The organism is Larsenimonas rhizosphaerae, assembly GCF_026240105.1.
Classification (GTDB): domain Bacteria; phylum Pseudomonadota; class Gammaproteobacteria; order Pseudomonadales; family Halomonadaceae; genus Larsenimonas; species Larsenimonas rhizosphaerae.
The window spans coordinates 353,946-380,261 of sequence record NZ_JAPIVE010000001.1 but is presented as its reverse complement, the minus strand read 5'-3'; the positions used below and the strand labels follow the sequence as shown (position 1 = coordinate 380,261).

The 26,316-nt window shown below is 58.2% G+C and carries 17 protein-coding genes; 4 read left to right on the top strand and 13 right to left on the bottom strand.

The window, feature by feature from the left end; translation table 11 throughout:
• Positions 1–27: 27 nt before the first annotated feature.
• The 6 genes from treY to OQ287_RS01720 form a co-directional block, all read right to left on the bottom strand.
• Positions 28–2,916 (bottom strand): malto-oligosyltrehalose synthase, encoded by a 2,889-nt coding sequence (gene treY / locus OQ287_RS01745; RefSeq protein ID WP_265895380.1) that lies wholly within the window; start codon positions 2,914–2,916, stop codon positions 28–30.
• Positions 2,909–4,888 carry a 4-alpha-glucanotransferase gene (gene malQ, locus OQ287_RS01740; RefSeq protein WP_265895378.1) on the bottom strand — a complete coding sequence of 660 codons (1,980 nt, stop codon included), beginning with the start codon at positions 4,886–4,888 and terminating at the stop codon, positions 2,909–2,911. The genes treY and malQ overlap by 8 nt, the downstream gene beginning before the upstream one ends.
• Complete coding sequence (gene treZ / locus OQ287_RS01735; RefSeq protein ID WP_265895377.1) at positions 4,885–6,660, bottom strand: malto-oligosyltrehalose trehalohydrolase; 1,776 nt, start codon at positions 6,658–6,660, stop codon at positions 4,885–4,887. Before treZ ends, malQ begins: the two co-directional genes overlap by 4 nt.
• Positions 6,657–8,870, bottom strand: a complete 2,214-nt coding sequence (glgB, locus tag OQ287_RS01730; RefSeq protein WP_265895376.1) for a 1,4-alpha-glucan branching protein GlgB — start codon at positions 8,868–8,870, stop codon at positions 6,657–6,659. The genes treZ and glgB overlap by 4 nt, the downstream gene beginning before the upstream one ends.
• A complete protein-coding gene (glgA, locus tag OQ287_RS01725; protein WP_265895375.1) occupies positions 8,867–10,450 on the bottom strand; it encodes a glycogen synthase GlgA in 1,584 nt (527 codons plus the stop codon). The genes glgB and glgA overlap by 4 nt, the downstream gene beginning before the upstream one ends.
• 1,033 nt (positions 10,451–11,483) lie before the next feature.
• On the bottom strand, positions 11,484–11,708 hold the full coding sequence (locus OQ287_RS01720) for a hypothetical protein (RefSeq protein WP_250936248.1): 225 nt from the start codon (positions 11,706–11,708) through the stop codon (positions 11,484–11,486).
• Between the two features lie 338 nt (positions 11,709–12,046).
• Here OQ287_RS01720 and OQ287_RS01715 point away from each other — a divergent pair, with 338 nt between their 5' ends.
• Together OQ287_RS01715 and OQ287_RS01710 are read left to right on the top strand one after the other, a co-directional pair.
• Positions 12,047–12,250 (top strand): putative motility protein, encoded by a 204-nt coding sequence (locus tag OQ287_RS01715; RefSeq protein ID WP_250936246.1) that lies wholly within the window; start codon positions 12,047–12,049, stop codon positions 12,248–12,250.
• 294 nt (positions 12,251–12,544) lie between these two features.
• A complete protein-coding gene (locus tag OQ287_RS01710) occupies positions 12,545–13,060 on the top strand; it encodes a TspO/MBR family protein (RefSeq protein ID WP_265895373.1) in 516 nt (171 codons plus the stop codon).
• A 420-nt stretch (positions 13,061–13,480) separates the two neighbouring features.
• Here the strand turns inward: OQ287_RS01710 and OQ287_RS01705 are convergent, their stop codons facing one another.
• The 4 genes from OQ287_RS01705 to OQ287_RS01690 form a co-directional block, all read right to left on the bottom strand.
• Positions 13,481–14,776, bottom strand: coding sequence for an MFS transporter (locus OQ287_RS01705; protein WP_265895372.1), 1,296 nt, complete (start codon positions 14,774–14,776; stop codon positions 13,481–13,483).
• A gap of 468 nt (positions 14,777–15,244) precedes the next feature.
• Complete coding sequence (locus OQ287_RS01700; RefSeq protein ID WP_265895371.1) at positions 15,245–16,456, bottom strand: DcaP family trimeric outer membrane transporter; 1,212 nt, start codon at positions 16,454–16,456, stop codon at positions 15,245–15,247.
• 67 nt (positions 16,457–16,523) lie between these two features.
• The gene (locus OQ287_RS01695) at positions 16,524–17,792 is read right to left on the bottom strand and encodes an Nramp family divalent metal transporter (RefSeq protein ID WP_250936229.1); all 1,269 of its coding nucleotides are present in this window, start codon (positions 17,790–17,792) and stop codon (positions 16,524–16,526) included.
• A gap of 118 nt (positions 17,793–17,910) precedes the next feature.
• Entirely contained in the window at positions 17,911–18,828 is a 918-nt protein-coding gene (locus OQ287_RS01690; RefSeq protein ID WP_265895370.1) for a dihydrodipicolinate synthase family protein, read from the bottom strand.
• A gap of 243 nt (positions 18,829–19,071) precedes the next feature.
• On the opposite strand from OQ287_RS01690, the gene OQ287_RS01685 reads away from it, so the two are divergent.
• Positions 19,072–20,109 (top strand): LacI family DNA-binding transcriptional regulator, encoded by a 1,038-nt coding sequence (locus OQ287_RS01685; protein ID WP_407658214.1) that lies wholly within the window; start codon positions 19,072–19,074, stop codon positions 20,107–20,109.
• Between the two features lie 335 nt (positions 20,110–20,444).
• Here the strand turns inward: OQ287_RS01685 and OQ287_RS01680 are convergent, their stop codons facing one another.
• The 3 genes from OQ287_RS01680 to OQ287_RS01670 all read right to left on the bottom strand — a co-directional run bounded on the left by OQ287_RS01680 (position 20,445) and on the right by OQ287_RS01670 (position 24,599).
• Positions 20,445–22,250, bottom strand: coding sequence for an IlvD/Edd family dehydratase (locus OQ287_RS01680; RefSeq protein ID WP_265895369.1), 1,806 nt, complete (start codon positions 22,248–22,250; stop codon positions 20,445–20,447).
• Positions 22,251–22,396: 146 nt separating this feature from the next.
• Positions 22,397–23,803, bottom strand: a complete 1,407-nt coding sequence (locus OQ287_RS01675; RefSeq protein WP_250936224.1) for a sugar porter family MFS transporter — start codon at positions 23,801–23,803, stop codon at positions 22,397–22,399.
• A 58-nt stretch (positions 23,804–23,861) separates the two neighbouring features.
• Entirely contained in the window at positions 23,862–24,599 is a 738-nt protein-coding gene (locus tag OQ287_RS01670; RefSeq protein ID WP_265895367.1) for an SDR family NAD(P)-dependent oxidoreductase, read from the bottom strand.
• 309 nt (positions 24,600–24,908) lie between these two features.
• On the opposite strand from OQ287_RS01670, the gene OQ287_RS01665 reads away from it, so the two are divergent.
• Positions 24,909–26,129, top strand: a complete 1,221-nt coding sequence (locus OQ287_RS01665; RefSeq protein WP_250936222.1) for an ROK family transcriptional regulator — start codon at positions 24,909–24,911, stop codon at positions 26,127–26,129.
• Positions 26,130–26,316 lie beyond the last annotated feature (187 nt).

Genomic DNA, 26,316 nt, shown 5'->3' with positions numbered 1-26,316 from the left:
ATGCTTCCATGATCCGCCGGAAGCCTGTCAGTGCATTGAATCCGTAGCAGGTAAATCAGCAAGCGCCCTGTCAGACACGGCTTCTTCAGCCATAGCCTGCTCGCCCTGGGCGTCAGGACGCACTTCACGCACCAGTATACAAAAGGGCAATTCAGCCAGAAGTTCGGACAGCGCCCCGCCGGAGGACACGCGCTTACGTGTAAACCACGAGGACCACGCACTTCCAGGTGAGGTGAGATCCAGTCGTGTATCGCCCCAGGCATCGGGAGCCACTTGTGGCATGGTCGCATCCTTCAGCATGGACGCCATATGCCGAACCGTCACGACAATGATCATCTGGTTCTGATGCTGTCGCGCAAACGCTACCACGTGATGCCGCTTCGAGCCGGTCACCTCAAGCGGGAGATACTGCCCCTCGGCAAACAGCGTGGAAAAGCGATGCCGAAGTGCCAGTACATCCATGATCATCGCCTGCTTGACCCGGCCATCACGCCACCCCGGTAACAGTTCAACCACCGAGCGCGCGTCATGTTGCTGGGCACGACGAAGGCCATAATCCACCGGGCGACGATTGTCGGGATCAACCAGTGAAAAATCCCAGCGCTCGGTGCCCTGATAGCAGTCAGGTACACCAGGCACCGTGAGTCTCAGCAGCGTCTGCACCAGCCCGTTGAGCGCGCCGGCTGTACTGATGGCGGTCACCAGTGATGCCAGCTCACCACGCAGCACCGCCCCGGCAGGGGTTGTCAGCAGGGCCATCACATAATCACGACAGGCAGCTTCATAGACCTCGTCAGGATAAAGCCAGTGGGAACGCTGCTTGGCTTCACGCAAGGCCTTTTGCTGCCAGTTCGCGACGCGCTCGGCAAACGCGTTCAATCCGGGCTGATCATCAGGTGTCAGTGACAGGGGCCAGGCCCCGACAATGATCTGATACAGCATCATTTCGTCGGCTTCGACCAGCCTCCTGCCCTGCGCCTGCAGGTCACCGGACATGGATAGCCACCCAGTCACCAGATCGCGATACCCCTGACCTGTTTCAGACAATACAGCCAGCCTGGCCCTGACATCCTCCCCCCGCTTGTGATCATGAGTCGCAGTTGTTACCAGGGTATGAGGAAAGGTACGGGCATTGTGTTGATTGAACGCATGAAAATCAGCCACCGGTGCACTCATCCGTGCGCCGTTGAATCCGACATCATTGCGAGAGATCAGAACCGCCCGGCGATAGCCCGCCGTATCCTCCACGGCCTTGGCAGCCAACGGAGAAGTCAGCTGCGCAAATCGAATGATCGCCGTCATCCGCGCGTCACACTCTATTTGTGGAGCATCTGATGGCGGCTGACGGCCCAGCCACTGCGCCATGTATTCAAGAGCAGCATGATCAGGAGGAGCCAGCTCAGACCGCGCCTCATCCAGGGTGGCTTCCCACATGACGACTTCCGCGGCAGGCCACCCCTGGTCATCGGCATAGGAGCGATACACCGGAAAATGAGCAGCCACTGCCCGAGTGGCGCGCCCAAGCGCCTGGATAGTGATGTCACGAGTACCCGGTTGACATTGTGCTACGCCCACCAGCGCTCTCACGGCGCGCTGGAACTCCGTCACCAGAGCGGTTGCCATGATTTCACGACGAGCCTTTATCACCTCATCATCAAACTCCATGGTATCGCTGGCATGGGCCTGCCACAGGGCCGTCAACGCCGCTTCGCCTTCCGGATCATGCTGAAGAAGGGATATGGCATTCATGAACTCATAGCCGGTCGTGCCCGAGATACCCCAGTCCGTGGGCAGGGTTTCATCGGCTTCAAGAATCTTTTCTATCAGAATCGGCAGCGGGCCCTGAATCGCCTGCGCGGGGCGCCGGGCTGTTGCTTCATCCAGTCGCTGCCGGAGCTGTCGGCAGTATCCTGCCGGATCGGCGAGGCCGTCCACATGGTCCAGTCGAACGCCATCGACCAGCCCACGAGCCACCAGCTCCAGCAAATAGGTATGGGTAAGGGTAAAGACGGTGGGGTTATCAACACAGACAGCCCCCAGCTCGGTAATATCGAAAAACCGACGCCAGTTGAGCTGGTCATTGGCGGTTCGCCAATAGGCCAGCCGGTAATTCTGCTGCTCCAGCAGCAGGTGCAATCGCGCGTGCGCATCAGCCTCCTGCCCCTGATAGCTCGCCAGAAGCGCGTCGATGGCCTGGTGGCCCTGCTCCGTGTGTCTGGCCTCCATGACGGCGCTACCGGCTCTGGCGGCCCCGGCCTCCAGCGACACCATGTGAGGTATCTGCTCGCAGGCGTGTGCCACCGCATCAAGCCCGGCTTCCTTGAAGATCATCGAGCAGGTACGAGGATCAATCGGGAAGCAGTGCTCAAAGTAGGCGATGTGAAAAAGGCCCGTGTCCTCGTCGAGCGCCAGCCTGAGTTCACCTTCGGCAAGGACTTCACCGTAGGGGCGGCCAAGGAACGGGACAAGCAGCTTTCCTTCAAGCTCCGGGAGACCATGTCCGATCCACTCGATGTCAAACATCGGAGCAAACCGGCTTTGCTGCCCCCAGCGCAGCACATCCTGCCAGTAATGGTTTTCGCTTCCGCCCACGGCCAGGTGATTGGGCACAAAGTCAACGATCAACCCCATGCCGAACGAGCGCAGACGCTCCACCAGCCTTTCCAGAGCTTCTTCATCACCGATCTCGGGATCCAGCCGAGTCGGATCAATGCCATCATAGCCATGAGTCGACCCCTGACGAGAAGCCCACAGGGGAGAAGCATATATATGGCTGACCCCCAGGGCTGCCAGATACTCGACCTGAGCACAGGCATCATCAAGCGTGAAGTCTGCGTGAAACTGAAGGCGATAACAGGCACGCAATGGGTAACCTGGCACGACGTTGTCGGCATAGGCCGTGTTTTCATCAACCATGGTGGTGTTCCTGTCGTCCCTTGATCAAGGCCTTGAGCCGCATCCGAACGGTTTCACTATCAAACAGCCGTTCAACATTGACCGGCAGTCGTCGCTGCCAGTTGGGGTGTTCATCCAGCGTACCAGGCAGATTGGGCTGCTCCATAAGGCCCAGCAAATCCTCCAATGGCAGCAACGCAAGGGGCGCAGGCGTAGCGCCGATGTGGTAAGCCACGGCTTCAAGCCAGCGGTCTACCGATGAATCAGCATCAATATTCAGCGCCTCGGCCAGCCACGTTCGCTCCCTGGCGCGCTCCGCCATGGCCTCGTCAAGCGCGGTATCACCCAGCATGCCCAACCGATGCCGCCAGTGGATATCTCGACCCGCCAGCCAGCCAGCCACGGTCGGCAGATCATGTGTACTGGCCATGGATACAGCGCGGGCAGGATAATCCGCAGCGCGAGTAAAGCTTTCGGCCTCACGCTCAAACCACAGCACTCCCATTCCCAGAATGCCGGACTGATCCAGCCGGGTACGGAAGTCCAGTTCAACGGTCCCGAGATCCTCACCGATCACCAGTGCCTGATGCTGCCAGGCTTCCAGCGCCACCAGACGCAACAGATCCTGTTCCGGATAACGAACGTAGGCACCCTCGGTGGGTGCCGCTCCCTGAGGGATCAGCCACAGGCGCGACAACCCCATGATGTGATCAATACGCAGCCCCCCAGCGCCCTTGAGGGCCGCCCTGACCGTCTCGATAAAGCCACGGAAACCATGCTGCAGCAGCCCCTGAGGTGAAAAGCCGGCGACCCCCCAATCCTGACCGTTGGCATTGAAGGCATCAGGAGGAGAGCCGACATGGATCGTATCGAGAACATCTTCCGGATGTGCCCACGCCTGACTTCCCTGAGGGTCCACCCCGACAGCGATATCGGCAATCAGGCCGACAGCCATGCCCGCCCTGCGCGCGCGCTGCTGAGCCTGAACCAGCTCACGGGTGATACACCACTGAGCGAACTGATAGCGTTCAACATGCTCCCGGTGCACCTGCACGAACTGTCTTACCTCTTCACTGTCAGGCTGGTTGTACGCCGTTGGCCAGTCTTCCCTGGGTCCCAGCAACTCCAGCATGGCCTCAAAGCAGGCATGACGCTCAAGGCGAAGCCCTTCTTCGCGACAGAACGCCTCAAACGCATCCCGTTCGGCAGCGTCCATGGCATAAAAGGCCTCTGTCAACGTCGCCCAGCGTGACGTCAATACGGCGGGATAATCTATCAGCGCGGTATTACTGCCCGGCTCGTCCGGCCCGCCAAGACTTGTATATCCCGGATTGAATGCCAGACGACTCGAAGGAGAATACGGGGAGAACTGATGTGGCCGTGTTGGAAACAGCGCATGTACCGGGCTGATGGCCAATGCATCAATGCCCTGCGCTGCGGCAGCTTCAGCCAGCAGTGCCAGAGCTTCTATATCTCCCATTCCACGGTTGTTGCCGAACCGACGCAGGCTGTAAAGCTGTACGCCCAGCCCGGACAGCGGGACCTTACGGCGAGGCGCCAGTTCCTGAATGCCTGGACAACGCGTCGGTGCCACCGCCAGCGTAAGTTCGTGTCCCAGAAGATCCAGTACATAGTAGCCGGGAAGACTGATTGGTCTCAGGCATCCACGGGCATCAAGCACCTCCGGTAGACCATCTCCCTCTTCAGGGATAACGGTATACGGTGTTCCCTGCGGCAACATGCCAGGCAGCACGATGGGTTGATTCACCACCGCAGTAATCATGGCCGGCCACTGATCCACCGTTTCCGGAGCAGTCAGGCGGGCCAGTCGCACTCGGCTTTCAGCGATATCCTCTTCATCATCCGCAGCGTAGCCCAGTGCCCTCAGCACCTGGCGCTGCGTATCGGGAGACAGTGTCCGTGTCTGGCCGTCACTGTCTTCCCACACCACTTGAAGGCCCGCATCACGCGCCAGTTGTTCGAGCGGCGTCATGAAGACCCATCCTGCCAGACGATACAGCGTCCAGGCATCAGCGACGTCATGTCGGCGTCAGGGTGCGTGTCATGAACCACATCGCCGGCGGATGCCGATAGATGGACAGCCTCGCTCCCCAGGTTGATGGCCATCACCCATGCGCTGTGATCGCTCAGCCGCCAGATCGCCTGCACGGCACCCTCTCCCAGGACAGTGGCCCCTTCGGGCCAGGTGCCACTCAAGCGGGGTACAAGATGACGGTGGCGCAGGGAAAGCAGCGTCGAATACAGCGCTGCCCAGGACTTGTCACCGACCAGGCCAGGGCAAGAGTCATCAAAGGTCGCAGCAGCATTCGGATCCGGGATGGCGTTACGGGCATCTTCATTCTTGAAGGCCTCAAACTCGGCAAACTCGCCGCGACGCCCTTCTCGTACCGCATCTGCCAACTCGGCCTTGTGATCGGTAAAGAAGAAAAAAGGTGCTGTTTCACCCTGCTCTTCCCCCATGAACAACATCGGGATCATCGGGCACAGCAACAACAACGTGGTGGCGGCACGCAGTCGGCTCGGCTCGGCCAGGTGAATCAGTCGCTCGCCCAATGCCCGGTTACCGACCTGGTCGTGATTTTGCAAAAACGTGATAAAGGACGTTGTGGGCAAATGACGGCTGGGTTCGCCGCGCGCATGGCCCCGGCGGTCTGCCTGCCCCTGAAAGACAAACCCCCCGGCAAGCGAGGCCGCCAGCTTGTTCGTCGCATCATCAGCATAGTCGGCGTAATAGCCTTCCTTCTCGCCGGTCAACAACGTATGAAGCACATTGTGAAAGTCATCGTTCCACTGGGCATCGAAACCATCTTCCAGCAGGGAGGCACTATTGCGTTCATTTTCCAGAACGAGATGAACCTGGCGGCCGGGCTCGACATGCTCATGCACAGAGGCTTGCAGGGTACGTAGAAACTCATCGTTGTCGATGGCATGCACCGCATCCAGTCGCAACCCGTCAAATCGATACTCCATCAGCCACATCAGCGCATTATCAATGAAATAATCACTCACCTCGGGCTGATCAAAGTCGATCGCATCGCCCCAGGGCGTGTGCTTGCCGGTAAAGAACGAAGGCGCATAGTGAGACAGATAGTTGCCGTCAGGGCCAAAGTGGTTATACACCACGTCCAGCATCACCATGAGACCATGGCCATGGGCGTCATCTATCAATCCCTTGAGTTCGTCCGGGCTGCCATAGGTGGAATCAACCGCATAAGGCAGTACGCCGTCATACCCCCAGTTACGTTTGCCCGGGAAGGCATTGACCGGCATGAGCTCAATGGCCGTGATTCCCAGGGCAGCCCAGGCCTCAAGCCGCGTGCGAAGCCCGGAAAACCCGCCCAGCGCTCCCGCGTGCACTTCCAGAATGACGGCCTCATGCCAGGGCCGTCCCGACCAGCGCGTATGGCGCCAGACGTATCTGGAAGGATCAACAACGCGGCTAGGGCCATCGACATCGCCCTTCTGGGCCCGTGCGGCCGGATCGGGTACGCTCAGTTCATCACTGATACGGTATCGATAAACGGCTCCCGCATGGCAGGCCGTCTCAAGCACAAAGTGCCCTTCACCGGTATTGTGCATTTCAAGCCGCTCGAACTCCTCTCCTTCAGAGCGCGCCAACTCAAGCACCACATGCCTGACCCCCGGCGCCCAGAAGGAAAACCGCACCAGCCCCTGGCTGACAATATCGGCACCAAAGCGGTTACGATGCCGAAACTGCCCATCACCCGTTGCTGAATTGCTCATGTAGGCCAGTCTCCCTGACGCAGATAAAGCGTGCTCATCGGTGGTAGCGTCAACCGCAGGGATGCCGGCTGCCCGTGACTGGGCTCCGGGTGTGCATGTACGGCACTGCCATTGCCCATGTTACTGCCCCCGTAAAAGCGACTATCGCTGTTGAAGACTTCTCGCCAGGCACTCATGACCGGTACGCCGATGTGATACTCATGGCGCACCACGGGTGTCATGTTACATACCACCAGCAGTGGGGCCTTGCCCTGCTCTGCATAGCGCAGAAAGGCAAAGACACTGTTTTCGTAATCATCCTTGACCACCCAGGAAAACCCGCCCGGGTCAGTATCGCGCGCATGAAGCGCCGGATCGCTGACATAAATACGGTTCAGATCGGCAATGCTGCGCGAAAGCCCGCGTGGGCCCGCTTCATCCAGCCGTTGCCAGTCCAGCTCGTGGTCATGGTCCCACTCTCGCCACTGGCCGATCTCTGCCCCCATGAACAACAGTTTCTTGCCAGGGTGCCCCCACATGAAGGCAATATAAGCCCTCAGACCGGCCAGTCTCGTCGCTTCATCCCCCGGCATCTTGCCCAGCATAGAGCCCTTTCCATGTACAACCTCATCATGAGACAGCGGCAGAATGAAGTGCTCGGAAAAGGCATAGTGCAGCCCGAAGGTCAGTTCGTGATGATGGTGACGGCGGAAAAGCGGATCACGCCCCATGTAATTGAGGGTGTCGTGCATCCACCCCATGTTCCATTTGAAGGTAAAACCCAGCCCCCCCATCTCCACCGATGCCGTTACGCCTGGCCAGGCAGTGGATTCCTCGGCAATCATCATGGTGCCCGGGCAACGATCCGCCACGGTAGTGTTGAGCTCACGCAGAAACTCGATCACCTCAAGATTTTCCCGGCCACCGTGCACATTGGGCACCCAGGCATCACTTTCGCGGCTGTAATCGCGATACAGCATCGACGCCACGGCATCGACCCGCAGCCCATCGATATGAAAACGTTCAAACCATTCCAGTGCGCTGGCGATCAGAAAACCACGCACTTCATGACGCCCGACGTTATAAATCAGGGTATTCCAGTCAGGGTGGAATCCTTCCCGCGGGTCTGCATGTTCGTACAGGGCGGTGCCATCAAAATTGACAAGCCCGAATTCGTCGGAAGGAAAATGCGCCGGCACCCAATCGATGATGATGCCGATCCCGGCGGTATGGCAGGCATCCACGAATCTGGCAAAGGATTCCGGTGTTCCCATACGCGACATCGGCGCAAACAGGCCGATCGGCTGATACCCCCATGACCCCACAAAGGGATGTTCACTGACCGGCATCAGTTCAATGTGGGTAAAACCCAGATCGGCCACCCATGGAATCAGACGGGAGGCAAGATCATCCCATCCAAGGGTTTTTCCCTCGTGGTCGTGCTGCCAGGACAGTACATGAAGCTCATAAATCGACAGGGGGGCACGACGCATGTCCGTCGTGGAGCGCCGTTGAAGCCAGGCATTGTCATGCCAGTCGTACAACCGATTGCCTGTGACAATCGAAGCCACCTGATTTTCCAGTGCGCTCTGGCGCGCCAGTGGATCCGCCTTGCGGCGAGCCTCACCATGATAATCCAGCATCTCGAAGCAGTAGCACTCACCCTCTTCCAGGTGGGGAACAAACAAGGCCCAGATACCGCTTTCATCGTGCGGCGTCATGGGGTGGCGTCTGCCATCCCATTGATTGAAGGCACCGATTACGGAAACACGCTGTGCGTTCGGAGCCCAGAGCGTAAAGCGCACTCCTGCCACGCCATCCACTTTCACAACTGTTGCACCGAAGACGTGTGCCAGCTCACGATGGCGCCCTTCGCTGAACAGGTAAAGGTCCAGCTCACCCGGCATCGGATCAAACCGATAGGCATCCTGAGTCACGAGCTCTCGCCCATCAGGCCAGCGCACCCTGAACCGATAGGACGTATTCAGCGGCAAACAGGCCCGGAAGACCCCTTCAACCTGGTGCTCTGCCAAGGCTAGCAATGCGTCGTCAGGCCCGATCAGCTCAACCTGTTCGGCACCTGGAAACAGACCGCGAACAATACAGATATCACCATTCACGTGCGGGCCCAGCCAGTCGAATGGGTGTCCATGACTGGCTGTGCCCAAACGCGTCAATGCATTTCTTTCGATCTCGTCCGGAGTGGGACAGGATACGGACATGGTGGTCATTGAGCAGCTCTCCGTATCGAACCAGCATTGCCGGCGCTCTCGAGGTCCATTAACTGATGATATAGACGGCGATAAGGTGTCACTGACAACCGCCACTGATAGTAGATCGCCATGGCCGCACGCCGCATGGCATAGAACAGTTCAGTACAGCCATACACCCGGAAGGCCCGGTCAATGGCATGCTGAAAATCCGATTGATGCAGTTCATTGAACAAAAAGCCGGTTACCCCATCCTCGATGGTGTCGGCCAGTCCACCGGTACGGTGCGCTACCGGCAGGGAGCCGAAGCGCTGGGCGTACATCTGCGATAACCCGCAGGGCTCAAACCGGGACGGCATCAACAGGAAGTCGCTGCCGGCAAAGATGCAGCGGGCCTCACGCTCGCTGAAACCGATATAAACTCCGATGGCGCCCGGGAAACGTGCCTCGAGATTACGCAGGGCCTCCTCGATGGCCGGTTCACCACAACCAATGACCACCAGCTGACCACCGGCACGCACGATCGATTCGGCAGCAGCAATCGTCATGTCCAGCCCCTTCTGGTGTACCAGCCGCGACACGACCGCAAATAGCGGCCCATGGCTGACCGCAAGACGGAACATTCGACGAACGTGCTCGGTATTGACGCGCTTGCCGGCCCAGTCGTTGGTCGCAAAGGCACAGGCCAGATAGGCATCCGTCTTTGGATCCCAGCTGTCATCAATGCCATTGGTTATCCCGCTCAATCGGCCCTGCTCGGCGCAGGAAGACAGCAACCCTTCCAGGCCACAACCAAATTCGGGAGTCGTTATCTCCCGAGCATAGGTTTCACTGACTGTCGTGATGTGGTCACTGTAAACGATCCCTGCCTTCATGAAGGAGAGCTGGTTATAAAAGGACAGCCCTTCCTCGGTAAAGGCATGCTCGGGAATGCCCAGTGATGCAAGACGATCGACACCGTAAACGCCCTGATAGGCCAGATTGTGAATGGTATAGACGCACGGCGTTTCATCACCTTCCCAGCGCAGGTAGGCAGGCGTCAGACCGGTTTGCCAGTCATTCAGATGCAAAAGCTCCGGGTGCCAACCGTTGTCACTGAATACATCATCACCCTCAAGACTCGTCATTTGTGCCGCAGCCAGGGACAAGCGAGCAAACCGGATATGATTATCCGGCCATTCCCGTCCGTGCTCGTCCAGGTACGGGCTGCCGGGACGTTCAAAAAGTTCCGGACATACCAGCACATAGACAATCAGGCCCTCCGGGAGATAAACCCGACCAAGGTCGCAGGCCGGAATCTCGGCAAGTCCCGGCAGGTGTGCAACAATCTCGATGGGCCACAGGCTTTCGACAACCTCCCTGTAAGCCGGCATCAGGACACGCATGTCGTAATAGCGCAGCAATGCCCGTGGCAGCGCGGCTGATACATCACCAAGCCCGCCAACCTTGACAAAATCAGCCAGTTCGGAGGTAACAAAGAGAATGGGTTTGCCAGGTTCAAGCGGAACGGAGTAAAGCCCACTGGGTGTTCGCATTGCAGCGGAGGGCAAGGGCGGAATGACTGACGGCCGGGAAGACTCGACGGCTGCTGGATTAGACATGAGCTTACCTCGCGTTAAGGGCGATGGTACCGCATATCATGCCGAGTCAGGCCACGGAGGGAGGCGGACACATACGTTGCCTTGACGGCATGTCAGCTTTAGACGTTCATTGCGTGCTCCGGCATCCTTGCCATGACACAAAACGTCCCTGCTCGGCGTGCATCCTGCACCACCGACACCTGATTACCTGCTTCAGGGAAAGGACTCTGCATCGTTTTAAACAGAATCTTATATAGTGGATATAGTTCCCACGCCCCCTACCGTCAAAATCTCATTCTGCTTTTCAGGCACTTTTTTGTAACTTTTGGAAACATTCACGCTCTGGCACTCGTATAGATGAGATTTTCCTCATCATCCAAAGGGATCAGGGGCCCCCAAGTGTCCCAGCGCAGCTTACATTCGCAGAACCCGCCTTATCACTTTTCAAATATCCAGCATGTGCCACATTGAAGTTGCCGGCTCAATAAAGGCAGGCGGGGCGGGGACCCGCCAGGAAGGCATAACACCAGAAGAAACAGGGAGGATGCCTGATCTGCCGCAGGATGGACCGGTTTTATCAAAAACCGTCGCGACCGGTAAAATGGCCGGCGGTTTTTTTACTCGTGCCTATCTGCTTCCCGACAGAGCCCGCAGTACAAACTTTATTTTGGCGATGTAACGTACTCCCACATGGACCTCAGGAACTAATACAAAAAAACTAATAAAAGCAATTAATTCCGCGTTATTATCGTTTAGAAACCCGCCCAGGTATTAGACAATAGCCCTACTAATCAATTGCACTCATCAGTAATAAAGATGAGTCAAGAAACGCTATTGCCATCAGGGGCGAACGGATGAGCCATCTTTATCTTCTTGTGACACGGTTCAAGCATGCTGTTGAAAAAGCCCTGTGCAATTCACTTGGCATATCTCCTGACGACCTTCCCTGACCTTCAACGCAGAAACAGGAAGCCCGGCATATAGCCGGGCTTCCTGTTTCTGCCGTATAAGAACGTGCCAAGTAGTCGCACTTGCGGATTGAATCACGCAGGCATCAGAGCCCCATGTTCTTGTTGTCATCCTTTTCGCGACGAAAGCGCGGCAATCGAATCCAGGGACGAGGCTGAAAGGTATCCAGCTCTTCATCATGCTCTGCATTGGACATCGTCATATCGAGAGGCCCTCTGAATAACCATAAAAGCAGCCACATGGTCAGCATCAGAAAAGGAACGATCAGCAGCGCTTCATAAATCGTAAAGGACAAAAAAATCCTGCTCATATATGTACTCCCGGGTGTTTGCTGCAGGAACCAGCCCCTCGGAGGCACCGCCTGAAACTTTAGCATTCATTAGTAATGAATTGATTCTTTTTGTAACCTGAACACAACTTTAATCGCATCCGCTCTCGCCTACAACAGCTGCTCTCACAAAAAGCAACAATCGGCACCATTGTCTGGCTTTATCAATACCCACGATCCCCTGGCAAACTTCTGCAAGACTGCAGAAAACACCAAAATGATGTGTTCATATCATGAAACCACGCCCAAGATGCCTTCAAACCGGCCGATAGAAGAGGTGAAGTACCTTAATTCACGTGTTAACGCAGTGAGGTAAATTCATGGATGCATCCATAAATGCCATGGTCAGCATGTCGTCCGCTCTTCAACAGGCCAATGCCATGCAGGAAGCACAGGCAGGTCTGTTAAATGAAGTGCTGGATACACAGGCCGCCAGCGTCAATCAGTTGATGGATTCGGTTAAACCGACTGCAGAACTGGCCACCTCCGGCAGCCTTGGCACACAGATCAATACCTACGCCTGAGCGTAATGACGTTACAGAATGCCACCTTCTTCAGGGGTGGCATTTTCATGTCCCTGACAGGTAAACCCCGCAAGCAGGCGAAACAGAAGCCGGGGTATATCCCTTCAGTATTCTTCATGAATACTCGGTGCACTGTTGGCTATTGAACGGCTCTACCCACCGCAGTCATCGCCATCCCCTCTCACGTAGGCATCATATCGATTTCAATATTTCCAGATTCGCTGGAATAAAAGCCCTATCGGCTAGAATGGCTTGAGACAAGTCATCACCATGGACCTTTCAAGAGAAGCCTTCATGACCTCTTCCTCCTCCCGCAGTACCTTTACACGCACACGACAGGTTGTCGGCCTGATCGGATGGCTGGCACTCAGTGTGCTGGTCATCAGCCTTGGCGCCTGGGCATCGATTGATGCTCGTGACGTATACACCACACTGCAGCAACCAGCCTGGGCTCCCCCCGGCTGGCTGTTCGGCCCCATGTGGACAACGCTCTATACCCTGATGGCCATTGCTGCCTGGCGTGTATGGCGCAAGGGAGGATTCTCGGTACAAAAGCGCCCCTTGAGTCTTTATCTGCTTCAGCTGGCCGTCAACGGCCTGTGGAGCTGGCTGTTTTTTGCATGGTTCAAGGGGCTGTGGGCCCTGATAGATGTCAGTCTTCTCTGGGCATTGATTCTAGCCACGCTGATAACATTCTGGCGTATCGATAAACCGGCCAGCCTGCTGTTACTGCCCTACCTGGCATGGGTTACCCTGGCAACAGCGCTCAATGCAGCCGTATGGCTGTTAAACCCGGCGGCGCTGGGCTGAGCCATGCATCATCAACGCCCGGGCGGTATATTATCAGGCACCTCAGCAGGCGCGCCCGGTGGTATTTCGGCCGGCGCATCCGGTTGAACTTCAGGTGGCTGGTCCGGCTCGATCTCCGGGGATATGTCAGGCCGAGGACGCGGCACCGTATCGGGCGGCACCTCAGGTGGAGCTATCGGCTCATGCTCGGGTGGCCACCCTGGATCCACCTCCGGCGGGGGTGGGTCGGGTATATCGGGGGGCGGCGCGTCCGGTGTAATGGGCAGCGGTCTGGAAGAAGCGGAGTCGGAGGAAAACTCCTGAACCCTGAACAAGTGCATACCTACTCTCCATGGCAGATGTGGCATATGGATTACCGCCACGTGATAACAGGCGTCACGCTACTACCCGCTCAGACACTCCCAGGTCATATACCGATAACTACGGCTTGATGTCATCGGAGCCGGCCTGCTGTGCGTACGCTGCCTCGGCATGCTCCGCTTCGGCATGTTCAACAGCCCAGAGGCCGGCAGCTTCTACCGCCACGGGAGACGCCGTGGGCACGACCCCAAGGTAGCTTTCCGGGTCATGCGCAGATGCCGGCGCACGCTGGGTCATGCAGTACAGTGCATAAAGGGTAACGACCAGGAAGGTCGCCCCCAGCACCGGCCAGAAGGCAAAGGGTCCATACCCTTCCATCGCCCACCCAGTGACCAGTGGGCCGATAATGGCGCCCAGCCCAAAGGTAAATACCAGCCCACCCGACGCCGCCGGCATATCCTCGGGCGATAACGCATCGTTGGTATAGGCCAGAAACAGGGCATAAAGTGGCGTGGTTACACCTCCGGCAAGGAAGGCCGCTGCCATCAAGGCCCAAAGGTCATGACCGACGAGCCATGCCAGCACGCAGGATACGGTTCCCACCCCGGAAGCACCAAAGATCAACCTGCGCCGGTCCATTCGATCGGACAGCCAGCCGATGGGATACTGAAGCACCAGCGCCCCGGCAAAGAGCATCGCCACAAACAGCGCAATCTGGGCTGCCGTCAGGCCGATCTGAGAGCCAAACACGGCCCCCATCCCCGCCTGGGTGGCATAAATGCTGCCCAGAAGAAAGATGCCCACCGTTCCGAGGGGCGATCCCGCCAGCAGCCTTTTCAGCGGCATGGGCGGCGCAACATTGACAGCCGGCACCGGTGACACCGACAGAAGAATGGGGGCAAAGGAAACCGACACCAAAATAGAGGCCCCGATGAACAGCACGGACGTGGCCGCATCTCCCAGGGATAACAGCCCCTGTGCGCCAATGATGCCCAGCGTCTGGGCAATCATGTAAGCCGATAACACCTTGCCCCGGGTATCGTTGGTTGATGCATCGTTCAACCAGCTTTCAGCCACCACGTAAATACCGGACATGCAAAACCCCACCAGCACGCGAAGTAATATCCAGGCCCAGGGATCGGTTAGAAGGGGAAATGAAATCAATCCTGCTGACATGAAACTGCCCAGCGCGGCGAATACGCGGACGTGGCCTACCCGCCGAATCAGCAGTGGCGTGAACCGGGCCCCCGACAGAAACCCCATGAAATATCCCGAGGTAACAACGGCCAGCTCCGCCGACGAAAACCCCTCAATGCCACCCCGCAACCCGATCAGCGTAAAGTGCATGCCGTTGCCCAGCATGATAAGCACGATACCAAGCAGCAGCGCCCAGACCTGAGCCAACATTTTAACCATGGAATATCCGTTCGGATGATTGTTGCATCGAACTACCCACAGCCTGCACAGCCCAGTCACTGTTGTAGCACCCTGTTTGGCTCATGGCCGCCCAGCTCGGCTATTCCAGCACCACTTACCGTATTTTTCGAGCACGAAAAGGTCTAAGGTCGCCCGACGAATCTGCTGCAGGTGACACAACACAGGGCCATGACAAAACATCAGCACGGTCTTGAAGAAAGAACATGGCCACCCGCCGCCACATCGACACCAGAAGAGGAGCAGTCGGGCCGGCATCAGCACGCCCCGCAGTCCCTCATCCGAGCATGGACAGCGGAGAGCACAAGGCTTCATCAGGGTCAGGTTTTCGACCTGTACGCAGCAGGCGATAAAAAGCAGAGGTAACAAACGACGGTGAGCCCAGCCGAGTCAGCCGGGTCCACCGTGATCGAGATATGTCAGAAAGAGACGTTGATTTATGAGGCGTGATCAAAATTCATAAATGACACTTCCCTGAATTCGATCGACACGTCCGTCGCGTTGGTCCACGGTTTCACGCATGGCATGCGCCAGCTCGATCCCGTAGGTAACACGCTCGATAGGGCTCCAAAGGTAATTGACGTGGATCAGCTCATGCACCTTATCGTAGGCATCGACGAATCCACCGGCATTATCGGTATCGACCAACGACACGCCATCGCGCCTTGCCTTATCCCAGTCCGCTTCGACACGGGAATAGGAGACGCTGAAGGTGCCGGGCCCGACGTCCTGACTGATGCCGAGCGAGCCTCCCCAGGCAGTAATTGTTTCAAGGTGATTGCCTACCCGGTAGGCCGCCGGAGCAGGGTTGACCTTCATATACGCACCGATACCCTTGCCACCCGTCAGCTGACCACGGATCGTGGTAGATGGTGTGATGGCGTAGCTTCCCGCCACGAAGAGCCCCCAACCCAACGTAGAGTCCTCCTCCCCTCCGGAATCGAAGGCCACTTCGCGTAGCAGGGCCGCCATGGACCATTTCGCCGGACCGGCGCTGGACTCATAACGCAGAGTGAGGTCAGGCAGGCCATCCTTGCGGTCGACGTCGGTACCGGCAATGGATTTCGCACCATTGGAGGCGCTATACCCTCCATCGAAGGAGTCACCCGACATGACGCCACCGGGGTCCTCCAACGCTATATGGAAGTTCCCGAACGAGTAACGCAGCTGGGCCTGGCGTAGAAATGCATCGCGCCCGGCGGGCCCGGTAAAGTCCAATGTTGGCGTCGTGCTGATGAACGTATGAAAATTACTCCAGGTCTGGCCGGCCAGGAGCCCATTCCAGGCACCGTAGGCCTGACGCAAACGGAAATCACCGAAAAAGAAATCCCCTTCGATATTGGTGACCAGATCCCCTTTTGCGGTGGGCGTAGTGGTGCGGACACCGATCCTGGATTCACCAGCGCTCAGGTTCGAATGTCCATCCGTGCTCGGCTGGCCATCCACCGCGATCTTGCCGAAATTGACGCTGTCGCCCAGCCCATCGCTGTTGCCAGACTTCACATTGCCCATGTCATACATGATATCGAGCTTGGCATATCCGTAGACCGACACCTTGGTGTTCTGCACATCGAAGTCGATAGCGAGCGCCGGCACGCTTGATGACAGCATGAGGGCACCCAGAATGAGGGACGAGCGGTGGCGTGAAATGCGTGGTTGCATCTCGGAACTCCATGACTGTTATTAGAATTGGAAAGTGAGGAATTGGAAGTTGGAATCGCCGTTCTGCTCAGCCCAGAAGCCTGAAAATCAGCCGGAATGAGATGGCGAAGATGGCAATCAGTCCCAGAATCGCAAACCCGGTCTGCCATGGGCCGTTCTTGAGGTCTCCCATCACGTCACGACGTTGCGTCAGCAGGAAAAGGATGATGCCGAGGAAGGGCGCGACCAGAACGGTCAACGCCTGGGCCACGATGATCAACTCGATGGGCGATCCCTCGGAGATCACGGTCACCACCGCGCCCCAGGCCAGAACACCGTAGACCAGGAGTTTGACGCGCCAGGTCGAAAGGCTACTGTCCCAGCCTAGGGCATCCGCCAGCAGTGTTCCACCGGCCGACGCGTTGGCCGCCATCGACGAGAAAGCCGCCGCAAAAAAACCCAGGCCGAACAGGATGGAACCCAGCCGTCCCGCGAGCGGCTCAAGCACGCTTGCCAACTGTGGAAACGTGGTTACCACGGTACCAGTGGAGTTGAGCACGGCCGACGCCACGATAATGATCAGCATGGCCATGAAAGCTGTCGCCATATTGCCCGGCAAGGTATCCATCAACGTAATGGCACGATATTGCTCGCGCTTTAATTGCCGCTCGTGAATGGCATAACCTGTATAGAACGCCGAATTTATCGAGAAATTCGTTCCAATGAGAGCAATCAACAGCACGCCAGCCTCAGCGGGCATCTGCGGTATCAGCCCCTTGGCCGCTGCTGCCCAGTCAGGGTCACTCAAGATCGTCGATGCCAGGAAACCGACCGACATCAGCCCGATCAGTGCCACCAGCAACCGCTCCATTGCCTTATACGTATTGCGCATGGCAATAAGAAGCCCAACGGCGACAGTACAAGCCAGTGTCCAGCCGACGACCGAACCACCCAGCAGCAGACTTAGTGCAAGGCCCGACCCGACCGCGTTGCCGACGGCAAACATCAAGGTGATCGCAAAGACACCGAACCCCGCCATCACGCCGACCGGACGTCCAAGCTTTTGCTTGGTCACTGCGACGACCGAGTCGCCCGATGCCAGTCCCAGACGGACCGCCATGTCATTGAAGACGAACATGAGAATCGCCGAGACGAGAATAACCCAGAGCAGTACATAGCCATATTGGCTACCGGCCTGGACGGCAGATGTCAGCGCGCCGGGGCCAAATCGCCAGGCACCTGCCACGAAGGCCGGTCCCATGAGGGCCAGCATTTGCGGCAAGGATAGAGACAACCCGGGCCGGCCCGAGGTCGATGAGGACAGCGAGTCGCGGTCCCGCTCGGTATGAGAGTTCATCACACGCTCCTGATAGCTCTTGTTGTAGGAATGATGGAATGGATGAATCTGGCGAGACGGTGATATTTGACGGCATCACCGAGGCAGCCGGCCTCGAAGCGAGGCCGGCCAGAGACGATTAAACGAGTCCCGCTTGACGCATGGCATCGGCGATCTGCCTGTCGGCCCCTTCGGCGAGCGGGCGCAGCGGTGTCCGCACCGTGGCGTGCTCAAGCACACCGCGTGCCACCAGCGCCCACTTCAGCGCCACCGTGCCTTCCATGTGCGAACCACGGTGATAGACGCTTTTGGTCACCGGCATCAGGCGATCGTGAAGCTCACGCGCTCTGGCATAATCCTTTGCCTTACCGGCCTTGATCAGCTCGATCAGCGGCTCGGGAGCAATACCGCCGTAGCCGACCAGCGCCCCATCGACATCGAACATGGTATGAAGCAGGTACTCATCGTGGCAGGTCAGGATCTGCAGATCGGGGTTCTGCTCACGGATCACCGGAATTTCCGTGTCCCAGCGCTTCATGTTGCGCACGCCGTTCTTCATCGCGAAGACCCCCGGCTGGGCCGCAATATCGAGCTGAGTCTGCAGGTTGTAGGTTGCCTTGGTGTTGTCCGGGTACTGGAACAGGATCAGCGGCATGCCGCTCTCTTCATGGATGCGTCGATAGCGCTCCTGCGGTGCCCCGTCCTGATACCCGAAACGCAGCCACCCATGAGAGGGATAGACAAGTCCCGCCGAGGCCCCCGCCTTGACCGCTCGCCTGGTCTCCTCGGAAGCGACATGATCGCCTTCGCCAGTAATGCCCGCGATGATCGGTACCTCCCCCTTGACCGCCTCGACATAAGCCTCGATGACACGTGTCTGCTCGTCGGACGTGAGGAAGGTGCCTTCACCGGCATGGCCCAACACGACCAGCCCCTTGACACCATCGATACCGCCCAGCCAGGCGCCAACCTTCTTGATGCCGTCATAGTCGATTTCACCATCGCGGGTGAAGGGAGTGACCGGTGCAGGCGTAAGACCTCTGAGATCGAGTGACATTGTGATTCCTCTTCTTTTCGGGTTTTGGTAACGTTACTGGGAACGTTTGCACATCGTTCCATCAATACCCGACCGTTCAAATACGACAATGGTCTCAGGATTCAATTACGCTGCAGGCAGCGCCGATAGCCTCCCCATGACCGAATTGCCGGTCTCGCGCTTATAAGATGGCGTGTGAATCGCTAGAATCGTATGGAGTGCCGTTAGCGCGCAGGCACGAAAGACTTCAACTTCAAGGAATGTTTGATATTCCTTCCGTCATGGATCACCACATCAATGAATGACAAACCGATAACCATGCATGACGTGGCCAGGGCGGCTGGCGTGAGTACATCAACCGTCTCTCGAGTACTGGACGAGCGCCTTCCGCCATCCAGAAGCCGCGCTGCACAGCGGGTCCGGGAGGCCGCCAAAGCGCTGGGTTATAAACGGGACATACTCGCCTCCAGCCTGCGGCGTGGAGGTACCGGCACCATCGGCGTTCTGGTGCCGAGACTGAGTGACACGGTGATGGCACTCATTTATGAAGCGATCGCACGCGCCGCCATGGAGCGCCATTACTTCGCCATCGTGGCGACCAGCGGCGACGACCCGGAAAGCGAACGCCTGGCCGCCGAATCACTCCTGAACAGGCGCGTGGACGGCTTGATTCTGGCGACCAGCCGGCTCGATGATCAATTACCCTCACGCTTGCGCGACCAGGGGGTGCCACACGCGCTGGTGTTGCGAACCGACGGCATCAGCCCCTCTTCATTGGGTAACGACATCCAGGGGGGGTATCTCGCCACTCGTCACCTGCTCGATCTCGGCCACCGCGACATCGGGCTGGTTGCAGGACCAGGCTTTACCTCCAGTGCCAGGGACCGTCAGGAAGGCTATCGTCGCGCCATGCAGGAAGCCGGCGTTTCGGTACATGAAGACTGGGTCATGGAGTCAGGTTTCGGGATAGAGGCCGGCGAAACGGCGGGATACCAGATCCTCTCTCAGCAGCAGCGCCCCTCGGCACTTTTTGCAGTTAATGACAACCTGGCCATCGGGGTCATGGCTGCCGCACATCGCCTCGACATCAGCATTGGCTCATCGCTCTCGCTGGTCGGTTACAACGACATACCACTGGCGAGTCGTCTGCCTGTGGCGCTGACATCGGTTCACATCCCCCTGGATTATGTCGCCCACCAGGCTATCGAATTGCTGCTGGGCGAGAGACCACAGGGAGCCGACTGTATCCGGCTAGCCATGCCCAGCCTGATACCAAGGGCTTCATCAGTGAGGCATTCATGAAAGCAGGCGCCTCCGGGGAGGACATGCACCGTCCCGAGTCTTCCAAACACTCGCCAGGCACCAACGGTTGATCGATCATCACTCGTCCCATGACAGCGCGCCGGGCTATAAAAAAACATCTTGATATAATCGGATACAGCACCATCAGCCACCATCTACGGCCACATGGAACCGATGATGCTCGGCCCGCTCGACGATGTGCGCCCGTGGAAACGGTCACTTGAACGCCAGGGACGCCTGAGAGAGATAGTAGAGGCCGCCGAGCTCGCCGGCGTCAGAACCAGAAGAAGAGCCGTCGGGCCGGCATCAGCAGTACCCGCCCGACTCATCGGTGATCAGTGATTATCCCGGGGCGGACTCTGGCGCGCGACATCCTGATACTCGGTGGCGCCTTTCAGGGTCATGCCCTGATCCAGGGGCTCGACCAGAGTGCGCTGAATTTCCTGCCAGGGCGTCTGATGGGCCGGATAACGATACCCGCCCTGCTGTTCAAGGCGCCCCCGCCGAGCCACCAGTTCCGCATCATCAACAAGCAGCATGACCTCTCCCCGATCGAGATCGACGCGCAGCCGATCACCATCTTCGAGCAACGACAGCCCGCCGCCTGCGGCGGCTTCCGGAGAGGCATTGAGAATCGATGGCGAGCCGGACGTCCCTGACTGGCGCCCGTCACCAATACAGGGCAGCGCTTCGATGCCGCGCCTGATCAACGCTTCAGGGGGCTGCATGTTCACAACCTCGGCGCCACCGGGGTGCCCTATCGGGCCGGCACCGCGCATGACAAGAATTGTCCGATCACCAATATCCAGCCGGGGATCATCAATGCGCGCATGATAATCCTCGGAGCCATCGAAGACCGCCACCGGGCCTTCAAAGGCATTCGGATCATCGGGGTCGCTCAGAAACCGCTGACGAAAGCCCGCGGAAATCACGCTGGTTTTCATCAGGGCGGAATCAAACAGATTGCCCTTGAGGTTCAGGAAGCCGGCACGGTCCACCAGGGGATTATCGTACCGACGGATCACTTCCGGATCCCGCGTCTCACGCCCAAGGATATTGGCTGCCAGCGTCCTCCCATTGACGGTCAGAGACTCACCGTGAAGTCGACCGGCAGCCAGCAACTCATGCAGGATGGCAGGCACCCCGCCGGCCCGGTAAAACTCTTCACCGAGGTAGGCCCCGGCAGGCATGATATTGGCCAGCAGGGGGATATCGTGGCCGACTGACTGCCAGTCATCATTGGTCAGCGCGACCCCCGTATGCCGGGCAATGGCATTGATGTGAATCGGTGCATTGCTCGACCCCCCGATCGCCGAACACACGCAAATGGCATTTTCAAAGGCGTTACGGGTGAGAATATCGCTGGGCCGCAGATCCTCCCACACCATGTCAACGATCCGTGTACCGGTGTCATAAGCCACCATCGCCCGCTCCTTGTAAGGTGCGGGGATCATGGCCGAACCAGGCAGGCTCATGCCCAGCGCCTCGGCCATGGAGTTCATGGTGGAGGCAGTACCCATGGTATTGCAGTGGCCTACCGAAGGGGCGGAATCGGTAATCCGCGACAGAAATTCGGCGTAATCAATATCGCCGGCCGCGAGGCGCTTGCGCATTTCCCACACCACCGTACCGGACCCCACCCGTTCGTTGCCATGCCAGCCATTGAGCATCGGCCCGCCGGAAAGCACGATCGCCGGGATATTGACCGTCGCGGCGGCCATCAGGCTGGCAGGGGTGGTCTTGTCACATCCGGTGGTCAGCACGACCCCATCCAGCGGGTAACCATGAAGCACTTCGACCAGCCCCAGGTACGCCAGGTTGCGATCGAGCGCTGCCGTCGGACGGCGGGCATTTTCATGAATCGGATGCAATGGAAACTCGAAGGGCACGCCACCGGCAGCACGGATCCCCTCCTTCACCCGCTTCACCAGCTCGATGTGATGGCGATTGCATGGCGTCAGATCCGAGCCCGACTGGCAGATGCCGATGATGGGCCGGCCACTGGTCAGTTCTTCCAGGGTGATGCCATAGTTCATGTACCGCTCGATACACAGCGCTGTAGTGCCCGGATGCTCGGGGTTATCGAACCACCACCGTGAACGCAGCTGGTCCGGAGTGATCCTGTGTTCTGAATTGCGCATATGTAACCCCTGGCGGAAAAATCGGGAATGGTGTGATGTATCAACAGGCCCCGGGTGATTCCGGCAAGACTGTTCTGTCTGCCGGACTGGCCTGAAATCAGGAAACGTCGCACCTGTCCCTCAAGACAGATGCGCCGGTACAAGCCCTATTCGTAGGACATGGCTTCGAGCTCCTTGCCACGGGTTTCCCTGACAAACCTTACGACAAAGAAGATCGAGACCACGGCGAAGAAGGCATAAATGCTATAGGCACCCGCCAGCCCGATGGCTGCCAGCATGATCGGAAAACTGATGGTGATCGCAAAGTTGGCAAGCCACTGGAACAGACCGGAGATGGCAAGCCCCGACCCACGCATCTGATTTGGAAACATCTCCCCCAGCATGACCCACATGACCGGCCCCCAGGACACATTGAAAAAGAGCACGTACGCGTTGGCGGCCAGCAGTGCAACAATGCCCATCCCATCGGACAGATGCAGGGAGCCATCGACCATGCTCGCGGTCGAAAAGGCGTAGGCCATGGCCATCAGCGTCAGTGCCATGCCCGATGAGCCGATCCACAGCAGTGGTTTGCGGCCAATACGATCAATGGAGGTAATGGCAATGACCAGCGCGCCCAGGCTTACCCCGCCTGAAATCACATTGATCAGCAGCGCATCGTTTTCGGAAAACCCAACGGACTGCCACAGGACCGCTCCGTAGTAAAACACCACGTTGATGCCCACCAGCTGCTGGAAGACAGCCAGACCGATCCCCACCCACACGATGCCATGCACCTTGCCCGTCGCTTTATTGATGACATCACGCAGGCCCGGCTGATGATCGCTGGCCAGCGATCCCTCGATCTCGGAAAGCTTGGTATTGACCTCTTCATCCGACAGCAGCTTGCCCAGCACTCCGCGCGCCCTGTCGATCTTGCCGGCACTCATCAGGTAACGCGGGCTCTCCGGAATGAACATCAGCGCGATCAGAAACACCGCCGCCGGAAAGACTTCAATCCAGAACATCCAGCGCCATGTGGCAAACCCGAACCACAGCGCAGCCACCGATGAACCGGCCATGTTGGCCAGGGTGTAGTTACTCAGAAAGGCCACGAACAGTCCCAGCACGATCGCAACCTGTTGAATCGTTGCCAGCCGCCCGCGGTAAGCCGCGGGAGCCACCTCACTGATATAGGCAGGAGCAATCACGCTGGCAGCGCCAACAGCCATTCCGCCCAGTACGCGATACATCACAAACGCCAGTGACCCACCGGCAATGCCGGACCCCCAGGCGCTGACAAGAAAGAAGACCGCCGCAATGATCAATAGTGTCCTGCGACCAAGACGATCCGCCATCCGACCGGCAAAAAAGGCCCCCACGGCGCACCCCAGCAGCATCGAGGCAACATTGAAGCCCGTACCGACGCTGTCGGAGCCGAAGGCACTTTGAAGCCCATCGACCGTACCGTTGATAACCCCACTGTCAAACCCGAACAGGAACCCGCCAATGGCGGCAATACAGGAAATACCGAATACGTACAGGCCACGCTTGCGCGTCATGTCACTTGTCATGGTATTGCTCCAGAAAACGTGTCGTTATCGTATGGAACGCGTGATGCGGTGAGATGATTCAAAGCCAGCCGGCGTCGACCCAGTAATTGTGGGCAGTACAGGCAGCCGCAGCGTCGGAGGCCAGAAAGGTCACCATGCTGGCGACATGGTGGGGATGAATGCGGACCTTGAGCTTCTGCTCCTCGATGATCTTCTGCTCATCTTCAGGGCTGTACCATCTGGACTGGCGAGGCGTTTTCACGTTGCCCGGGATGACACAGTTCACGCGAATGCCGTCCTCGCCCAACTCACGGGCCATGGCACGAGTCATGCCCTCAATGCCTGCCTTGGCTGTTTCATAGATGGCCAGATGCTCCTGGCCAAGATGCCAGCTGATCGAGCCCAGGTTGACGATGGCTCCGCCGCCGCGTGTTTTCATGCCTGGAGCCACTGCCTGCATGGAAAACATCACATGACGCAGATTCACCGCGACCCGCTCATCCCAGTAATCCGGCGTAATGTCCCCCAGGGTATGACGGTCATCGTTTGCAGCATTATTGATCAGCACATCAACCGCACCGATGTGCCTGAACGTTTCCACCAGGGCGTGAAGGTCAGTAAGGTCACACAAATGGAAGGTCGCATGGCCCGCCAGCCGTTCGACCAACGCTCGGGACTCATCTTCACAGATGTCCAGAAAGTGAACCTCTGCCTGCTGCTCGACGAAGGCTTCGACCAGGCCGGCACCAATGCCGGAACCGCCGCCGGTAATCACGACACGTTTATCTGCAAGACCGGGATAGATTGCTGTACCCATAGTCACTCCACCATCCATGAAAGAGAAAGCACTGGTATGCAGGAACCCTTCCACCATGGGGAGATGCTCAACGCCACCATCGGGTACGGGCCACTTGGTATATTCTTATTACTAAGTGGCGATTATCAATTCATGATGTCAGGACAACCATACGACATAGGGTTAACGTAATCAGACAGGTGATACATCACGACACACCTGCCGAATACCGCCTCTTCAGTGCAGGCGCCAGGCAGGGAATTTCGTCATGAAACTGTATAAGATTCACGTTCAGCCACCGGAACAGGCCGTAGAGGGTTCACTTTATTCATGCCAGGCAGTTACCAGAATCAAAAGGCGGGCGATCTCAACTTTCTCAAGCGGCTGAACTTAAGCGCCATCCTCGAGACAGTACGACGCGCACCGGGAGTAACGCGCGCCGATATTGCTACCCAGGCACAGTTGACCAAGGCCACGGTAGGTACAGCCGTTCAGTCGTTGCTGAACCAGGGATGGCTGAAGGAAGGAGAGCTGCAGAAAAGCAGTGGTGGCCGGCCGGGGCGCGCCCTGCACCTGAACGATGACCACTACTACCTGCTGGGTGCCGAAGTGGGCGTACACGGGTTGCGGCTCGTGGCCTGTGCCCCCTCCGGCCAGGTGCTTGAAACACAGCATGAACCCTTCCCCTGTACGACACCCGACACCACAGCCGCGTCGCTGGGTGAGCTATTGCGGCAGTTCACGCACCGCACGTCCCTGCAGCACAGGGACAGTCTGGGAATCGGCGTGGCCCTGCCAGGCACCATTGCCACCGATGAAGCCGTGCTGCGGCGAGCGCCCAACCTCGGCTGGCATGACGTGCGCTTCATGGAGTTACTGCGCCCGCACCTGCCTGAGGCCACAGGCGTCTGGCTGATGGACAATGAAGCCAAGGCCGCGGCCTTTGGCGAGCTTTATTTCCGAACCGGCGCGATCCCGGAATCACTGCTGTACGTAAGCGCCGGCACCGGGATCGGCAGTGGTCTGGCGGAGGGCAGGCACCTGCCACTGCTCACGCGAGGCGTTCAGGGGCTGGCCGGAGAAATCGGCCATACCGTTCTGCAGCCGGGCGGACTTTATTGTCATTGCGGTAACCGGGGGTGTGCAGAAACCCTTGTCAGCGGCTGGTCGATCCGTGCCACCCTGGGCATTGACGAGAAGGATGACCTGATCAACAGGCTGACACCTCGCCTGCAGGAACCGATGGTAGTGCACACCCTTCGCCGCGCCGGAGAGGCACTGGGCATGCTGCTTCTGAATCTGCATCACACCCAGAACCCTGCTGAAATTGTTCTGGGCGGTTCATTGACGCGGCTGGGGCCCCTCTTTCTTGACCCCGCCCTCACCTATTTTGAAGCCCATCAGCACCGCCTGCTGGGAACCGCACAGCGCGTTTCATTACGCGTCATTGAAGACAGTACCTTCGTGGCTGCCCGGGGCGCAGCTGCCCAGGTGCTGGCCAGAGCCATCCATGATCAGGCCCTGCCACAGGCCACCCACGGTTCGTCCTGAACTCGGGCGTGATCAGCGCAGCCGCATGATCACGCCCGATACCCTGCGAGGCGCCACGTAGACTAAAGTTGGCGCAGCCGAATAAGTAAACAGATTGAACTTACTTCCCCGGTCTTTCACTATGAAAAACCGGCCTGTTCGAGGCTGCCTGCGTACGCTGGGGTACCGCAGGCAGCCTCGCAGATAC